A 14,632-nucleotide genomic window follows, 5' to 3' on the forward strand; every position below is an offset into this window, starting at 1 on the left:
GCCAGCGCACTGGTGCACCGAGCCCCCAGATGCCAAACACCAGGCGGGTGGCACGGGGTTCAAATATGCCGTTGGCGTAATATTTATCTGCGCTGAATGCTGCAAAAAATATAGCAATACATGCCCATCCAGATCCAACTGCAATGGCGTCCTGGCAAGTGGAATCCCCCGCGTCAATTAACATCGAAGGTTTCGCACTGACACAGAGAACACCATGGCTGCCAATATTTTGCAAAAACTCCCCGCTGGCGAACGTGTCGGCATCGCGTTTTCGGGGGGGCTGGACACCAGCGCCGCCGTGCACTGGATGCGCGCCAAGGGCGCCATTCCCTGCGCCTACACCGCGAATCTGGGCCAGCCCGACGAGTCCGATTACGACGAAATTCCCCGCAAGGCCCTGGCCTACGGCGCCGAAATGGCCCGCTTGGTCGATTGCCGCCCACAGCTGGTGGCCGAGGGCATTGCCGCTATCCAGTCCGGCGCCTTCCATATCAGCACCGGTGGCGCCACCTACTTCAACACCACGCCGCTGGGCCGTGCTGTTACCGGCACCGCGCTGGTGGTGGCCATGCGCGACGACGGAGTGAACATCTGGGGCGACGGCAGCACCTACAAGGGCAACGACATCGAGCGCTTCTACCGCTACGGCCTGCTGTGCAACCCCGAGCTGCGCATCTACAAGCCCTGGCTGGACCAGCTGTTCATCGATGAGCTCGGTGGCCGCAAGGAAATGAGCGAGTACCTGGTGGCCAACGGTTTCGACTACAAGATGAGCGTAGAGAAGGCCTATTCGACTGACTCCAACATCCTGGGCGCGACCCACGAAGCCAAGGACCTGGAGTTCCTGAACGCCGGCATGCACATCGTCAAGCCCATCATGGGCGTGCCGTTCTGGCGTGAGGACTGCGTGGTCAAGGCCGAGTCGGTCACCGTGCGCTTCGAGGAAGGCCAGCCGGTCGCCCTGAACGGCCAAACCTACCCCGATGCTGTGGCGCTGATGTACGCCGCCAATGAAATCGGTGGCCGCCACGGCCTGGGCATGTGCGACCAGATCGAAAACCGCATCATCGAAGCCAAGAGCCGCGGCATCTACGAAGCCCCCGGCATGGCGCTGCTGCATATCGCCTACGAGCGCCTGGTCACCGGCATCCACAACGAAGACACCATCGAGCAGTACCGCAGCAATGGCCGCCGCCTGGGCCGCCTGCTGTACCAAGGCCGCTGGTTCGACTCGCAAGCCCTGATGCTGCGCGAAACCGCCCAGCGCTGGATCGCCCGCGCCATCACCGGCGAAGTGACCTTGGAACTGCGCCGCGGCAACGACTATTCCATCATGGACACCAGCAGCCCGAACCTGACCTATGCGCCCGAGCGCCTGTCGATGGAAAAGGTGGAAGACGCGGCCTTCACGCCGGCCGACCGCATTGGCCAGCTGACCATGCGCAATCTGGACATCGCCGACACCCGCGAGAAGCTGGGCGTCTACACCCGTGCCGGCCTGCTGGGCAGCGGCTCGGACGCAGCTGGCGTGGCGTTGATCGCCAACCCCGGCGGCAAGGTCTAAGCGACGGCCCTTCTGGCCCTTCTTACAGGGCTTCAGGGCTTTAGCGTGTCGCCAGCCAGGCGACCGCCAGCACCAGGGCAACTATGCCGGTGCTGGCCCAGAGCAGGCGCACGCGGTGCGCCTCCACCCTTTGCACCAGCTCCTTGTTCTGTTCGGCCAGTGACTGGATAAGCTCGGACGATACGCGCAGCTGGGCGCGCATTTCTTCGGCTCCCAGCTCCAGCGCGGCCACGCGTGCTTGCAACTGGGCTAGTGATGTGGGCTCGCCAGCTACCGCCGTCGGCACCGGGGTGGGCACTACCGGTGGCTTTTTGGCCATGCTTTTCCACAGCCGTTTGGCGCCGTCTGCTACCACCGGGGCTGTGGCGATCACGTCGGACCAGGGTACGGTTTTGAGCAGCGAGAACCAGCCTAAAGCCATGGCATCAGCCTTTGAGAGCACAACAAGCCCCCAGTGTCGCCGCATCTGGCGCATGGCGTAGCCGGGGACCAGGAATTCCCCGACTCCGTGTTTGCTATATCTTTGGTAGCTACTGACGCAGGTAGTACCTGCGCTGGATGGCTATTCAATGCAGTGTCTTCAACGCAGAATCAGCACCGGGGTGTGCGAGTGCGTCAGCACCTGCTGGGTTTCGCTGCCCAGCAGCAGGCGTTTCAGACCGCGTCGGCCGTGCGAGGCCATCACGATCAGATCGGCATTGTGCTCGGTGGCTGCGGCAATCAGACCCTCGGCCACCAGGTCCGAACGCACCACCACGGCCTTGGTATTGACGCCATCGGCCAGGGCCTTGGCGGCATCCACCACGGCCTGGGCTTCATCGGCCCATTGCTGTTCGATGCGGGCGCTTTCGTCCAGGCTCACCGGGATGGAGCCTTCGAAATAGGTGCGGGCATAGGTTGGCACGACCTTCGCGATGACCAGTTGGGCTCCGGTCAGTCTGGCCAGGTCAATGCCGCTGGTAACGGCCAGTTGGGACAGTTCGGACCCATCGGTTGCGACAAGAATGCAGCGGTACATGGCGTTCTCCGGTAGTGGAATGGCTTCAGCATAAGTCTTATGTGGGGACTGGGGTGTTGATCTAGGTCAAACGCGGCGCCGTCCTACAGCGCTAGTCTCGTGGCATGCCTGCCAGCCTTGAGATCGCCCCGCCGTCCCTGTCCCTGCCTACGCCTTCCGCGCAGGCAGAGCAGACCGCGTGGCTGGACGAACCGTCCGAATGGGCGGCCTTCAGCCGGCCTTCCACGCAGTGGCCCCACTGCCAGGAGTCGCAGCTGCTGGTGGAGGGCATGCGCTGCGCGGCCTGTGCCTTGTCGGTGGAAGACGCGCTGCGCAAGCTGCCCGGCGTGGTGCAGGTCGAGGTGGGGGCGGCATCCCAACGCGCACGTGTGGTCTGGCTGGACGATGTGGGCCGGCCCTCGCAGTGGTTGGCCGCCGTGCAACGCGCGGGTTACCGTGCAGTGCCCGCGCTGGACGCCACCGAGCGGGCCTTGCGCCAGCAGGCCCAGCGACGCGCCCTGTGGCGCTGGCTGGTGGCCGGCTTTTGCATGCTGCAGGTGATGATGTATGCCATGCCTGCCTATGTGGCCGGGCCGGGCGAGTTGACGCCCGACATGGCCCAACTGCTGCGCTGGGCCTCCTGGGTACTGACCCTGCCGGTGGTGGTGTTTTCCTGCGGACCGTTCTTTAGTGCCGCCTGGCGTGACCTGTGGCACCGCCGCGCCAGCATGGACCTGCCGGCCGCGCTGGGCATGGCGGTGGCGTTTGCGGTCAGCACCGCCGGTACCTTCGACCCCACCGGGCCGCTGGGCCGTGAGGTGTATTTCGACTCGCTCACCATGTTCGTCTTCTTTCTGCTCACCGGCCGCTGGCTGGAGCTGCGCCTGCGCGACCGCACCGCCGGCGCGCTGGAGGCACTGATCAGCCGCCTGCCCGACAGCGTGCAGCGCTGGGACGCCAGCGCCGCCGTGCCGGCCTTTGTACGCGTGGCGGTGCGGCGCCTGCAGCTGGGCGACCGCATCCGCGTGCTGCCAGGCGAGGCCTTTCCGGCAGACGGCAGCCTGTTGCTGGGCCGCACCCAGGTGGACGAGGCCCTGCTAACCGGCGAATCCACGCCGCTGGGCCGTGGCCCCGGCGACGCCGTGCTGGCCGGCAGCTACAACCTGAGCGCCCCGGTGGAGCTGCATGTGGAGTGCCTGGGTAGCGACACCCGCTTCGCCCAGATCGTGGCGCTGATGGCCGAGGCCGCCAGCCAGAAGCCGCGCCTGGCCCAACTGGCCGACCGCATGGCACGCCCGTTTCTGTGGTGTGTGCTGATGGCTGCTGCGCTGGCGGGCGCGTTCTGGTGGCCGTCCGGCCCCGGCCATGCGCTGATGGTGGCGGTGGCCGTGCTGGTGGTGACTTGCCCTTGCGCCCTGTCGCTGGCCACACCGGCGGCGCTGCTGGCCGCCGCCGGCAAGCTGGCCAAATCGGGCGTGCTGGTGCGCCGCCTGCAGGCACTGGAAAACCTGGCCCAGGTGGACACCGTAGTATTTGACAAGACCGGCACGCTGACCTTGGATGGCATGGCGGTATCGGCCATCCATACCTGCGCCGGCCTGTCCGACGACGAGGCTCTGGCCCTGGCGGCGGCGCTGGCCGCACCCTCTCTGCACCCGGTGGCGCGGGCGGTGGCCGCGGCCGCGCAGGCCCGGGGGCTGCAGTTGCCGTCCGATGTGGTGGAAGTGGAGGAAGCCGTCGGCCTGGGCATGCATGGCCAGAGCCGCCACGGCGCCTTGCGCTTTGGCTCGGCCCGCTTTTGCGGCACGCCGGGCGACCCGGCGCAGCAGCAGGTGCATCTCAGCGATGCCCAGGGTTGGCTGGCCAGTTTTGATGTGTCGGAAGACCTGCGGCCGGATGCGGCGCAGGCGGTGCAGGCCCTGCGCGAGGCGGGCGTGCGCGTGGAGTTGCTGTCTGGCGACCAGCCGGTCGCGGCCCAGCGCGTGGCTGCGCAACTGGGCATAGAGCAGGCGCGCGGGGGCTGCGCGCCGCAGGACAAGTTGGCCCATTTGCGCGCCCTGCAGGCCGGTGGCCACCGGGTGGCCATGGTGGGCGACGGACTGAACGACGGGCCGGTGCTGGCCGGAGCCCATGTGTCGTTTGCCTTTGGCCAGGCCGTGCCTCTGGCCCAGCGACAGGCGGATTTCGTGGTGACCGGTGGCGCTTTGCTGGCCCTGCCGCAGGCATTGCGCACCGCCCGCCGCACGCTGCGTGTGGTGCGGCAAAACCTGGCTTGGGCCGCGGCCTACAACGCGCTGTGCGTGCCGCTGGCCTTGGTGGGCTGGCTGCCCGCCTGGGCGGCGGGCCTGGGCATGGCGCTGAGTTCCCTGCTGGTGGTGCTGAACGCCGCTAGATTGTCCAAAGCATGATGTGTCATTGCTCACCCCCAGGCTACACGCTGCGCGTTTTCGCCAACCCCCTTGCAGGGGGCGAACCCAGTGGCCCGGCGGAGCCGGTTCCACGGGTTCCTGGCTTGAGGTCCGTTGTGCCCGTTGTCGGGTGGCGAGTATTTGCATGATTTACATAAAAAGACCTGCCTGGGCAGGTGTTGTCTGCGCAAGCAGCTATGGAATGCATAGCAAACAAGGTGCGAGACCCTGATGGACATCCTGTACCTGTTGATTCCCTTGTCGGTGGTGCTGGTGCTGGCCATTCTGGGCGGGCTGTGGTGGGCTATTTACCAGGGCCAGTTCGAATCGGTGGAGCAAGAAGGCGAGCGCATTCTGCACAACGACTAGCTTGGCGGCTCCCCCAGGCTTCGCGCGCTTCCCGGAATCGGCCCGTTGGGCCGAGAACGCATGTCGCCACTCCAACCCCCCTTGCAAAGCCGGTTCTGCGGTGTTCTTGAAAGATGCGGGGCGGCTGGTTGCAAGGGCGCTAAGTGACTTTCGGTTGACTTGCATCAAAGTGTGTCCGGCCTGTCGCCGGGACACTGCATGCCATACACAGAAGAGGTGCCCATGGCTATCACGCATTCACAATCCGCAGGACCGGAGGTCTACAGCGACACCGCCGTCCGGCAGTTTTCCATCATGGCCGTCGTGTGGGGTGTGGTGGGCATGACGGTAGGTTTGCTTATCGCATCCCAGCTGGCATGGCCAGACCTTACCAACGGCATTCCCTGGCTCAGCTACGGCCGGATTCGCCCCCTGCACACCAATGCGGTGATCTTTGCCTTTGGCGGTTGCGCACTGATGGCGACCAGCTTCTACGTGGTGCAGCGTACCTGCCAGGTGCGCTTGTTCTGCCCGCCGCTGGCGTCCTTTGTGTTCTGGGGCTGGCAGGCTGTCATTGTGGGCGCGGCCATCAGCCTGCCCCTGGGCTACACCACCGGCAAGGAATACGCCGAGCTGGAATGGCCCATCGACATCCTCATCACCCTGGTGTGGGTGGCTTACGCCATTGTTTTCTTCGGCACCGTGGGTCGGCGCCGCGTGCGCCACATCTACGTGGCCAACTGGTTCTACGGGGCCTTCATCATCGCCGTGGCCTTGCTGCATGTGGTGAACAGCGCCGAGGTGCCTGCGGGCTGGATGAAGTCCTACTCGGCCTATGCCGGTGTGCAAGACGCCATGGTGCAGTGGTGGTATGGCCACAATGCCGTGGGGTTCTTCCTGACGGCCGGCTTCCTGGGCATGATGTACTACTTCATCCCCAAGCAGGCTGAGCGGCCGGTGTACTCGTACCGCCTGTCCATCGTGCACTTTTGGGCGCTGATCTTCACCTATATGTGGGCCGGCCCACACCATTTGCACTACACGGCCTTGCCTGACTGGACCCAGTCGCTGGGCATGGTGTTCTCGCTGATCCTGCTGGCGCCTAGCTGGGGCGGCATGATCAACGGCGTGATGACCTTGTCGGGCGCCTGGCACAAGCTGCGCGACGACCCGATCCTGCGCTTCCTGATCGTGTCACTGTCCTTCTACGGCATGAGTACGTTTGAAGGTCCGATGATGGCCATCAAGACGGTGAACGCCTTGAGCCACTACACCGACTGGACCATTGGCCACGTGCATTCCGGTGCGCTGGGCTGGGTCGGCTTTGTGTCCATGGGCTCTCTGTACTACCTGATCCCGCGTATGTTTGGCGGCAAGAAGATGCACAGCGTGCCGGCCATCGAGCTGCACTTCTGGATGGCCACCATTGGCGTGGTGCTGTACATCGCCGCTATGTGGATTGCCGGTGTGATGCAGGGCCTGATGTGGCGTGCCATCAATGCCGACGGCACCCTGACCTACACCTTTGTGGAAAGCGTGAAGGCCACCTTCCCGTTCTATGTGGTGCGTGTGGCCGGTGGCGTTCTGTACCTGGGCGGCATGCTGGTCATGGCCTGGAATGTGTGGATGACCGCCATCTCCGGACGCTCGCAACTGGTGCCGGTCCCCAACACGTCGGTGGCCCACGCCTGAGGAATACAACCCATGTCTGACAACAACAAACCCGTGCCCTTCTTCTCGCACGAGAAGATCGAGACCAATAACTTCTTGATGATCGTGCTGATCCTGCTGGTGGTCGCCGTGGGCGGCATGGTGGAGATCGTGCCGCTGTTCTTCCAGAAGTCCACCACCGAGCCGGTCACCGGCCTGAAGCCCTACACACCCTTGCAACTGATGGGCCGCGACATCTACCTGCGCGAAGGCTGCTACGGCTGCCATTCGCAGATGATCCGCCCGTTCCGCGCCGAGACACTGCGCTACGGCCACTACTCGGTGGCGGGTGAATTTGTCTACGACCACCCGTTCCAGTGGGGCAGCAAGCGCACCGGCCCGGACCTGCACCGCGTGGGCGGCAAGTACAGCGACGAATGGCATCGCATCCACCTGCACAACCCGCGCGACGTGGTGCCCGAGTCGAACATGCCGGCCTACCCCTGGTTGGAAAAGGCCCTGCTGGACCCGACCGATGTGGCGCCGCGCATGAAGGCCTTGCGCACCGTGGGCGTGCCCTATACCGACGCCGAAATTGCCGGCGCAGCGGCCGAGGTGAAAGACAAGACCGAACAGGAAGCCCTGATCGCCTACCTGCAGGTGCTGGGCCGTGCGCTGTCTGATCAGTTGGCCGCGCAGGCCGCTGCCACGGCGCCCGCTGCTCCAGCGTCCGCCACGCCCGTTACCCCAGTTAACGCACCTTGATACAGAAAGCCCGCTATGGACGTCACCACCTTGCGCATCGCCGCCACGGTTGTCAGCTTCATCACTTTTGTTGGCATTTTGGTCTGGGCTTTTTCCAGCCGCAACAAAGCCCAGTTTGACGAGGCAGCACAACTGCCTTTCCAGCAAGACTGATTCCCAAGAGGATTTTGTATGAGCGATTTCACAAACAATCTCTGGTCGGTATGTATCGCGGCCATCTCGGTCGTCAGCATTGCTGCCTGCCTGCTGCTGCTTTGGATCACGGCCCGTAAAAAAGTGGCCTTCCAGAGTGACAACACCACCGGCCACGTGTGGGACGGCGACCTGCGCGAGATGAACAACCCCTTGCCCCGCTGGTGGGTGGGCTTGTTCATCTTGACCATCGTGTTCTCGATCGGCTACCTGGCCTTTTATCCCGGCCTGGGCGATTTTGCGGGCAAGCTGGGCTGGACCTCGGCCAACGAATACAGCGACGAAGTGAAGACCGCAGATGCGGCGCTGCAGCCCTTGTATGCCGATTTTGTGGCTCTGCCGCCCGAGCAACTGGCGGGTCGCGCGCCCGCCATGGCGATTGGCGAGCGCCTGTTCATGAACAACTGCGCCCAGTGCCACGGCTCGGACGCCCGTGGCAGCAAAGGCTTCCCCAACCTGACCGATGCCGACTGGCTGCACGGTGGTACGCCGGACAAGATCAAGGAAACCATCACCCATGGCCGCATCGGCCAAATGCCCCCGATGGCCGCCGCAGTGGGCACGCCGGACGACGTGAAGAACGTGGCCAACTATGTGCTGAGCCTGTCGGGCAGCCCGCATGACTCGGTGCGCGCCGGTCTGGGCAAGGCCAAGTTTGGTGTCTGCGCGGCCTGCCACGGGGTGGGCGGCAAGGGCAACCAGGCGCTGGGCGCCCCGAATCTGTCGGACGACATCTGGCTGCACGGTTGGGGCGAGGCCGCCATCATGGAGATGGTCAATAAGGGCAAGATCAACCAGATGCCGGCCCAGCAAGGCAAGCTGACCGAGGCCCAGATCCATGTGTTGACGGCTTACATCTGGGGCATGTCCAACAAGCCCGTGGCCAGCAAGTAGGAGCATGGTGTGAACACCGCCGCGCCCCGCAAGACCATTCCCATCGTGCCTGTGCCCGGAGCAGATGCCGATGAGGTGATGGTGTCGCTGTACGCGGCCAGCAAGAAGATCTACCCACGTTCGGTGCAGGGCCTGTTTGCGCGCTGGCGCTGGGCCATGGTGTTGCTGACGCAGCTGGTGTTCTACGGCCTGCCCTGGCTGCAATGGGGCCAGCGCCAGGCGGTACTGTTTGACCTGGAGGCGCGCCGCTTCTACATCTTTTCACTGGTGTTGTACCCGCAGGATTTCATCTACCTGACCGGGCTGCTGGTGGTGTCTGCGCTGTCCCTGTTTCTGTTCACCGCTGTTGCAGGGCGCCTATGGTGTGGCTTTGCCTGCCCGCAGACGGTGTACAGCGAAATCTTCATGTGGATAGAGCGCCATATCGAGGGCGACCGCGCCGCCCGCATGCGCTTGGATGGCGCGCCCATGTCGGCTAACAAGTTGGCCCGCAAGTCGGCCAAGCACGGCGCTTGGCTGTTACTGTCCCTGTGGACCGGTTTTACCTTTGTCTCGTATTTCACACCCACCTATGCGCTGCTGCAGGAGTCCATGAGCGGTAGCTTTGGTTCGTGGGAAGTGTTCTGGGGTCTGTTCTACAGCTTTGCCACCTATGGCAACGCCGGCTTCATGCGCGAGCAGGTCTGCAAATACATGTGCCCCTATGCGCGCTTCCAGAGCGCCATGTTCGACAAGGACACGCTGATCGTCAGCTACGACACCACCCGTGGCGAGCCCCGGGGCTCGCGTTCGCGCAAGGCGGACCCCGCGGCCCTGGGCCTGGGCTCTTGCGTGGACTGCACGCTGTGCGTCCAGGTCTGTCCCACCGGCATCGATATCCGCGAGGGCTTGCAGTACGAATGCATAGGCTGCGCCGCCTGCGTGGATGTGTGCGACGGCGTGATGGACAAGATGGGCTATGCCCCTGGCCTGATCCGCTTTGCCACCCAGAACGGCATGGCCCAGGGCTGGTCGGGCCGGCAGATACTACGGCGTGTGCTGCGGCCTCGGGTACTGGTCTACGGCACGGTGCTGCTGGTGTTGACGCTGGCGCTGCTGGGCAGCCTGTTGACGCGTACCCCGCTGAAGGTGGACGTGGTGCGTGACCGTGCCGCGCTATCGCGCATTGTGTCCGGTGGCCAGCTGGAAAACGTGTACCGCCTGCAGGTCATGAACGCCAGTGAAGTGCCGCAGCGCTACCGCCTTACAGCCCATGGGCTGGGCGGGTTGGTGCTAGCCTCGGACGAATGGGTGGACCTGGAGCCGGTAGCCTCGCGCTGGGTGGCGGTGCGCCTGCATATCCCTTACGGTTCTGTCGAACCGGGCTCTTACCCGGTATTCTTCGATATTCAGACTGCTGATGGAAGCACCAAGGTATCGGAAAAGTCCACGTTCTTTGTTCCCCGCTGACCATAACTCCAGGAGACTGCCATGCCCTCTCATGTATCTGCTACACCGGTGCCGCTGCCATGGTGGCGCTACGGCTATGTCTGGCTGGTGATTTCTGGCCCGCTGGCCGTGGTGGTGGCGGCCTTGGTATCGGGCTGGATCGCCATCCGCCAGCAGGACCCGGTGTTGGCCCAGGACTACTACCGCCAGGGGCTGGAGATCAATAAGACCCTGGCCGCCCAGGGTCCGCTGGCACCGGCCGAGCAGGGGCGCAACCATGCTGCGTCGCCGCCCGGCTCGGTGCGTACCAAGTAGCCGGAGGGCACTATGCAAAGCTTTAGGGTGGTAGGTGTGGTCTGGCCCGCGTTCCTGGGCGCATGCATACTGGAGATGCTGGTGTTTGCGGTGGTCGATCCCTACAGCCTGCAATGGCTGGGGCAGCCGCTGCCTTTGTCACGCCAGGGCGTGTACAGCCTGGCGTTCTTTGCGTTCTGGGCGGTGGCGGTGCTGGTGGGTTGCCTGACGCTGCTGGTGGGCCAGCCGGTGACAGTGCCTAGAGACAGGGCTGAAGATTGACGATGCGCTTGAGCGCTTCGGTGTCCAGGATGCGGATGTGGCGCTGCTTGACCTCGACCACGCCGTCTTCCACAAATTTGGAGAAGGTGCGGCTCACGGTTTCCAGTTTCAGGCCCAGGTAGCTGCCGATTTCCTCGCGCGTCATGCGCAAGATCAGTTCGGACTGCGAAAACCCGCGCGCATGCAGACGCTGCACCAGGTTCAGCAAAAAGGCCGCCAGGCGTTCCTCGGCGCGCATGCTGCCCAGTAGCAGCATCACGCCGTGCTCGCGCACGATTTCGCGGCTCATGATCTTGTGCACATGGCGCTGCAGGGAGTTGACCTCGCGCGAGAGCTCTTCAATGCGGTGGAAGGGCATTTCGCACACTTCGGCATCTTCCAGGGCCACCGCATCGCAGGTGTGGTGGTCGTTGACGATGCCGTCCAGGCCGATGATTTCGCCAGCCATTTGAAAGCCGGTAACCTGGTCGCGGCCATCTTCGGTGGTGACGGTGGTCTTGAAGAAGCCTGTGCGGATGGCGTACAGCGCCTTGAAGGTTTCGCCGTTATGGAACAACGCCGTGCCTCGCAGTACCTTTCGGCGCACTGCTACCAGGTCGTCAATGCGCTCTAGCTCTTCTTTGTTCAGGCCCAAGGGCATGCACAGCTCACGCAGGTTGCAGTTGGAGCAAGCGACTTTGATTGAGGTGGGGACCATGCGCAGAGTATGAACTTGATGGAGATCAATGGAGCTATTTGATGTATCTCATTGTCTCTGGTGCCATCTGCTGCGGTTTTGATCCACGTCAATGAAACAAGCGTGGCTTCGCGGCACATTCCAGTCATGCAACCTGACTGCCCGCCATGACCCGTGTTTTGCCCGAATTGTTACGCCGTTTTGATGTGCCTGGGCCGCGGTACACGTCCTATCCTACCGCCGACAGGTTTGTCGAGGCCTTTACCTGTGAGGACTATGGCCGGGCCCTGCAGCAACGCAATCAGGGGGCGGCAGCACTGAGCCTGCCCCTGTCGCTATATGTGCACATACCGTTTTGCGAGTCGCTTTGCTACTACTGCGCCTGCAACAAGATCATCACCAAGCGGCATGAGCGCGGAGCCGCCTATCTGCGCTATCTGGAGCGCGAAACCGCTCTGCACACCGCCCAGCTGGGCGAGCGGCGCAATGTCAGCCAACTGCACCTGGGCGGCGGCAGCCCTACTTTTTTGAGTGACGACGAGCTGGCCCAGCTGATGGCCATGTTGCGGCGCCATTTCGTGTTGGCCCCCGGCGGCGAATACTCCATCGAGGTGGACCCCCGCACCGTGGATGCCAAACGCCTGCAGGCCTTGGCCACCTTGGGCTTCAACCGGCTCAGCTTTGGGGTACAGGACTTTGATGCCGACGTGCAAAAAGCGGTGCACCGCATCCAGCCCGCGCAGCAAGTGTTCGAGCTGGTGGAGGTGGCCCGCACGCTGGGCTTTGAGTCCATCAATGTGGACCTGATCTACGGCTTGCCGCGGCAGACGCCGGCATCCTTTGCACGCACGCTGGAGCAGGTGGTAGAGCTGCGGCCCGACCGCATTGCCCTGTACGCCTATGCCCATCTGCCCGAGCGCTTCAAGCCCCAACGCCGCATTCTGGGCGCTGAGCTGCCGGCGGCGGCCGACAAGCTGTCCATGCTGTCGCAGGCCTTCGACACCTTTTTGGAAGCCGGCTATGTGTACATCGGCATGGACCACTTCGCCTTGCCCAACGACGCGCTGGCCATCGCCCAGCGCCAGGGCCGGCTGCACCGCAACTTTCAGGGCTACAGCACCCAGCCCGACTGTGACCTGGTCGGCCTGGGCGTGTCGGCCATAGGCCGCATAGGCGCCACCTACAGCCAGAACGCCAAGACCCTGGAGGAGTACTGCGACCGTATCGACCAGGGCCAGCTACCGGTGGTGCGTGGCCTGGCGCTGAACCGTGACGACCTGGTGCGCCGCGCCATCATCATGGGCCTGATGTGCCAGGGCGAGGTGCAGTTCGAATCCATCGAGCTGGCATTTCTGGTGGATTTCAAAAAGACCTTCGCCGCCGAGCTGGCGGCTCTGCAGCCATTGGTGGAGGCCGGCCTGGTGCAGCTGGAAGACAGCGGTATCCGCGTCACGGCCACCGGCTGGTTCCTGGTGCGCGCGGTGGCCATGGTGTTTGACCGCTACCTGCAGGCTGACCGCAATCGCGCCCGCTTCTCAAGAATCATTTGAACATGCAAACGGGCCTGGCCTGGACCGCACTGCTGATGGGCCTGGCCGGCGGTCCGCACTGCGCCGCCATGTGCGGCGCAGCCTGTGGCAGCCTGGGCCGTCTGGCCGGCGCGCAGCGGCCCTGGCTGGGCATGCTGCAGCTGCAGGCCGGGCGCCTGGTGGGCTACAGCCTGGCCGGTGCGCTGGCGGCCTGGGCGGCCGACAACCTGGCCTGGCTGGCTCGCCAGTCAACCGCGCTGCAGCCGCTGTGGACCCTGTTCCATGTGGCCGTGCTGGTCTGGGGCGGGACTTTGCTGGTTTTGGCACGCCAGCCGGTATGGGTAGACGGCATGGGCCGCAAGCTGTGGGCGCGCCTGCGGGCGAGCTCCGGCGGATATGGCTGGGCCTTTGGCGTGGGCGCGGCCTGGGCCTTCATGCCTTGCGGCCTGCTGTATTCGGCCCTGCTGGTGGCGGCCCTGAGCGGCGGGCCACTGGATGGCGCTTTGTGCATGGCCTTGTTTGCCGCAGGCAGCGCCATCACCCTTATAGCCGGCCCCTGGCTGTGGCTGCGCCTGCAGGCCTGGCGCAGCCCAAAGCGCAAGGAGTGGGGCATGCGCGCGGCAGGTGGCGCCCTGATGGCCGTGGCCTTGTGGGCCGTGGTGCACGACATGGATCCGCGTGTGGCCGACTTTTGCCGCAGCCTGTGGTGAAATTCACCGCATGCACGCTAAATCCTATTTCTGGGCCGACCTCAGCACCCGCGACTTCGCGCAGCTGGACCCGGCCCGCACCGTTGCCGTTCTGCCTGTGGCCGCTACCGAGCAGCATGGCCCGCACCTGCCCCTGAGTGTGGACACCACGCTGGTGGATGGCGTGGTGGCGGCGGCGCTGCCGCACCTGCCGGCCGATGCCTCGGTGCTGTTCCTGCCAACCCAGCAGGTTGGCTTCAGCCCCGAGCACCAGCGCTTCCCCGGCACGCTGACTTTGTCGTCCGAAACCGTCATCCGTATTTGGACCGAGCTTGGCGCCTGCGTGGCGCGCAGCGGTGTGAAGAAGTTGCTGATCTTCAACTCGCACGGTGGCCAGGTCAGCCTGATGGACATCGTGGCGCGCACCCTGCGTACCGAGCATGATTTGCTGGTTTATAGCGCCAGTTGGTTCAACTTGCCGCTGGGCGCTGCGAACCAGCTTTTCAGCGCCGAGGAACAGCGCTTCGGCGTACATGCCGGCGACGTGGAAACCTCGATGATGCTGACCCTGCGCCCGCAGTTTGTGGACATGGCGCAGGCGCGCGATTTCAAGTCCAGCTCGCAAGACCGGGCTGCCAAGTACCCCATTCTGGGCAACGGCAAAAGCGCCAAGCTGGGCTGGCAGATGCAGGACTACAACGCCACCGGTGCAGCCGGCAACGCCGCCGCCGCCACGGCAGACAAAGGCCTGGCGTTGGTGGATGCGTCAGGTCAGCAGCTGGCGCTGCTGCTGCAGGAGATTGCCGAGCTGCCGCTGTCTACTCTGGTGGATGAGCCTGATCTGGGTTGATGCATAAAAACAGGCGCCAGCGCAGCTATATCCTGCGCTGGCAGCTATGTTTTAAATAGCAATCTG

General features: G+C 64.1%; 16 protein-coding genes. 13 read left to right on the top strand and 3 right to left on the bottom strand.

Annotated features, from left to right (window positions below):
- The first annotated feature begins 214 nt into the window (after nucleotides 1-214).
- Nucleotides 215-1,564 (top strand): argininosuccinate synthase, encoded by a 1,350-nt coding sequence (gene argG / locus AC07R0_RS16820; protein WP_495105698.1) that lies wholly within the window; start codon nucleotides 215-217, stop codon nucleotides 1,562-1,564.
- Nucleotides 1,565-1,604: 40 nt separating this feature from the next.
- On the opposite strand, the gene AC07R0_RS16825 is transcribed toward argG, so the two are convergent.
- Together AC07R0_RS16825 and AC07R0_RS16830 are read right to left on the bottom strand one after the other, a co-directional pair.
- Nucleotides 1,605-1,985, bottom strand: coding sequence for a hypothetical protein (locus tag AC07R0_RS16825; RefSeq protein WP_495076750.1), 381 nt, complete (start codon nucleotides 1,983-1,985; stop codon nucleotides 1,605-1,607).
- Nucleotides 1,986-2,144: 159 nt separating this feature from the next.
- Nucleotides 2,145-2,582, bottom strand: coding sequence for a universal stress protein (locus tag AC07R0_RS16830; protein ID WP_495076749.1), 438 nt, complete (start codon nucleotides 2,580-2,582; stop codon nucleotides 2,145-2,147).
- A gap of 104 nt (nucleotides 2,583-2,686) precedes the next feature.
- Between AC07R0_RS16830 and AC07R0_RS16835 the strand changes: the two genes are divergently transcribed.
- The 9 genes from AC07R0_RS16835 (at nucleotide 2,687) to AC07R0_RS16875 (ending at nucleotide 10,822) form a co-directional block, all read left to right on the top strand.
- Complete coding sequence (locus AC07R0_RS16835) at nucleotides 2,687-4,969, top strand: heavy metal translocating P-type ATPase (RefSeq protein ID WP_495105699.1); 2,283 nt, start codon at nucleotides 2,687-2,689, stop codon at nucleotides 4,967-4,969.
- Nucleotides 4,970-5,200: 231 nt separating this feature from the next.
- Nucleotides 5,201-5,338, top strand: a complete 138-nt coding sequence (gene ccoS / locus AC07R0_RS16840; protein ID WP_495076747.1) for a cbb3-type cytochrome oxidase assembly protein CcoS — start codon at nucleotides 5,201-5,203, stop codon at nucleotides 5,336-5,338.
- A gap of 222 nt (nucleotides 5,339-5,560) precedes the next feature.
- On the top strand, nucleotides 5,561-7,009 hold the full coding sequence (gene ccoN / locus AC07R0_RS16845) for a cytochrome-c oxidase, cbb3-type subunit I (RefSeq protein ID WP_495076906.1): 1,449 nt from the start codon (nucleotides 5,561-5,563) through the stop codon (nucleotides 7,007-7,009).
- Between the two features lie 12 nt (nucleotides 7,010-7,021).
- A complete protein-coding gene (ccoO, locus tag AC07R0_RS16850) occupies nucleotides 7,022-7,732 on the top strand; it encodes a cytochrome-c oxidase, cbb3-type subunit II (RefSeq protein ID WP_495098553.1) in 711 nt (236 codons plus the stop codon).
- 15 nt (nucleotides 7,733-7,747) lie between these two features.
- Nucleotides 7,748-7,885, top strand: a complete 138-nt coding sequence (locus tag AC07R0_RS16855; RefSeq protein WP_490591282.1) for a cbb3-type cytochrome oxidase subunit 3 — start codon at nucleotides 7,748-7,750, stop codon at nucleotides 7,883-7,885.
- A gap of 18 nt (nucleotides 7,886-7,903) precedes the next feature.
- Nucleotides 7,904-8,818, top strand: coding sequence for a cytochrome-c oxidase, cbb3-type subunit III (gene ccoP, locus AC07R0_RS16860; protein WP_495105700.1), 915 nt, complete (start codon nucleotides 7,904-7,906; stop codon nucleotides 8,816-8,818).
- A 9-nt stretch (nucleotides 8,819-8,827) separates the two neighbouring features.
- Nucleotides 8,828-10,267, top strand: a complete 1,440-nt coding sequence (ccoG, locus tag AC07R0_RS16865; protein ID WP_495105701.1) for a cytochrome c oxidase accessory protein CcoG — start codon at nucleotides 8,828-8,830, stop codon at nucleotides 10,265-10,267.
- A gap of 21 nt (nucleotides 10,268-10,288) precedes the next feature.
- Nucleotides 10,289-10,561 (top strand): FixH family protein, encoded by a 273-nt coding sequence (locus tag AC07R0_RS16870; RefSeq protein ID WP_495076743.1) that lies wholly within the window; start codon nucleotides 10,289-10,291, stop codon nucleotides 10,559-10,561.
- 12 nt (nucleotides 10,562-10,573) lie between these two features.
- Entirely contained in the window at nucleotides 10,574-10,822 is a 249-nt protein-coding gene (locus AC07R0_RS16875) for a hypothetical protein (RefSeq protein ID WP_495076742.1), read from the top strand.
- On the opposite strand, the gene fnr is transcribed toward AC07R0_RS16875, so the two are convergent.
- Nucleotides 10,800-11,519 (bottom strand): fumarate/nitrate reduction transcriptional regulator Fnr, encoded by a 720-nt coding sequence (fnr, locus tag AC07R0_RS16880; RefSeq protein ID WP_495076741.1) that lies wholly within the window; start codon nucleotides 11,517-11,519, stop codon nucleotides 10,800-10,802. The two genes, AC07R0_RS16875 and fnr, sit on opposite strands and share 23 nt — an antisense overlap.
- 146 nt (nucleotides 11,520-11,665) lie before the next feature.
- Here fnr and hemN point away from each other — a divergent pair, with 146 nt between their 5' ends.
- From hemN to AC07R0_RS16895, 3 genes are read left to right on the top strand one after another with little or no spacing between them, the layout of a single operon-like run.
- Complete coding sequence (gene hemN / locus AC07R0_RS16885) at nucleotides 11,666-13,048, top strand: oxygen-independent coproporphyrinogen III oxidase (RefSeq protein WP_495105702.1); 1,383 nt, start codon at nucleotides 11,666-11,668, stop codon at nucleotides 13,046-13,048.
- Between the two features lie 2 nt (nucleotides 13,049-13,050).
- The gene (locus tag AC07R0_RS16890; protein WP_495105703.1) at nucleotides 13,051-13,737 is read left to right on the top strand and encodes a sulfite exporter TauE/SafE family protein; all 687 of its coding nucleotides are present in this window, start codon (nucleotides 13,051-13,053) and stop codon (nucleotides 13,735-13,737) included.
- A 10-nt stretch (nucleotides 13,738-13,747) separates the two neighbouring features.
- Nucleotides 13,748-14,566: a creatininase family protein gene (locus AC07R0_RS16895; RefSeq protein ID WP_495105704.1), complete on the top strand. Its 819-nt coding sequence runs from the start codon at nucleotides 13,748-13,750 to the stop codon at nucleotides 14,564-14,566.
- Nucleotides 14,567-14,632: the final 66 nt, after the last annotated feature.

This window comes from Rhodoferax sp. GW821-FHT07F03, assembly GCF_059418745.1.

Bases quoted from the DNA above. Each gene is read 5' to 3' on its own strand.
- argG (WP_495105698.1), top strand. From the start codon at position 215: ATGGCTGCCAATATTTTGCAAAAACTCCCCGCTGGCGAACGTGTCGGC.
- AC07R0_RS16825 (WP_495076750.1), bottom strand. From the start codon at position 1,985: ATGGCTTTAGGCTGGTTCTCGCTGCTCAAAACCGTACCCTGGTCCGAC.
- AC07R0_RS16830 (WP_495076749.1), bottom strand. From the start codon at position 2,582: ATGTACCGCTGCATTCTTGTCGCAACCGATGGGTCCGAACTGTCCCAA.
- AC07R0_RS16835 (WP_495105699.1), top strand. From the start codon at position 2,687: ATGCCTGCCAGCCTTGAGATCGCCCCGCCGTCCCTGTCCCTGCCTACG.
- ccoS (WP_495076747.1), top strand. From the start codon at position 5,201: ATGGACATCCTGTACCTGTTGATTCCCTTGTCGGTGGTGCTGGTGCTG.
- ccoN (WP_495076906.1), top strand. From the start codon at position 5,561: ATGGCTATCACGCATTCACAATCCGCAGGACCGGAGGTCTACAGCGAC.
- ccoO (WP_495098553.1), top strand. From the start codon at position 7,022: ATGTCTGACAACAACAAACCCGTGCCCTTCTTCTCGCACGAGAAGATC.
- AC07R0_RS16855 (WP_490591282.1), top strand. From the start codon at position 7,748: ATGGACGTCACCACCTTGCGCATCGCCGCCACGGTTGTCAGCTTCATC.
- ccoP (WP_495105700.1), top strand. From the start codon at position 7,904: ATGAGCGATTTCACAAACAATCTCTGGTCGGTATGTATCGCGGCCATC.
- AC07R0_RS16870 (WP_495076743.1), top strand. From the start codon at position 10,289: ATGCCCTCTCATGTATCTGCTACACCGGTGCCGCTGCCATGGTGGCGC.
- AC07R0_RS16875 (WP_495076742.1), top strand. From the start codon at position 10,574: ATGCAAAGCTTTAGGGTGGTAGGTGTGGTCTGGCCCGCGTTCCTGGGC.
- fnr (WP_495076741.1), bottom strand. From the start codon at position 11,519: ATGGTCCCCACCTCAATCAAAGTCGCTTGCTCCAACTGCAACCTGCGT.
- hemN (WP_495105702.1), top strand. From the start codon at position 11,666: ATGACCCGTGTTTTGCCCGAATTGTTACGCCGTTTTGATGTGCCTGGG.
- AC07R0_RS16890 (WP_495105703.1), top strand. From the start codon at position 13,051: ATGCAAACGGGCCTGGCCTGGACCGCACTGCTGATGGGCCTGGCCGGC.
- AC07R0_RS16895 (WP_495105704.1), top strand. From the start codon at position 13,748: ATGCACGCTAAATCCTATTTCTGGGCCGACCTCAGCACCCGCGACTTC.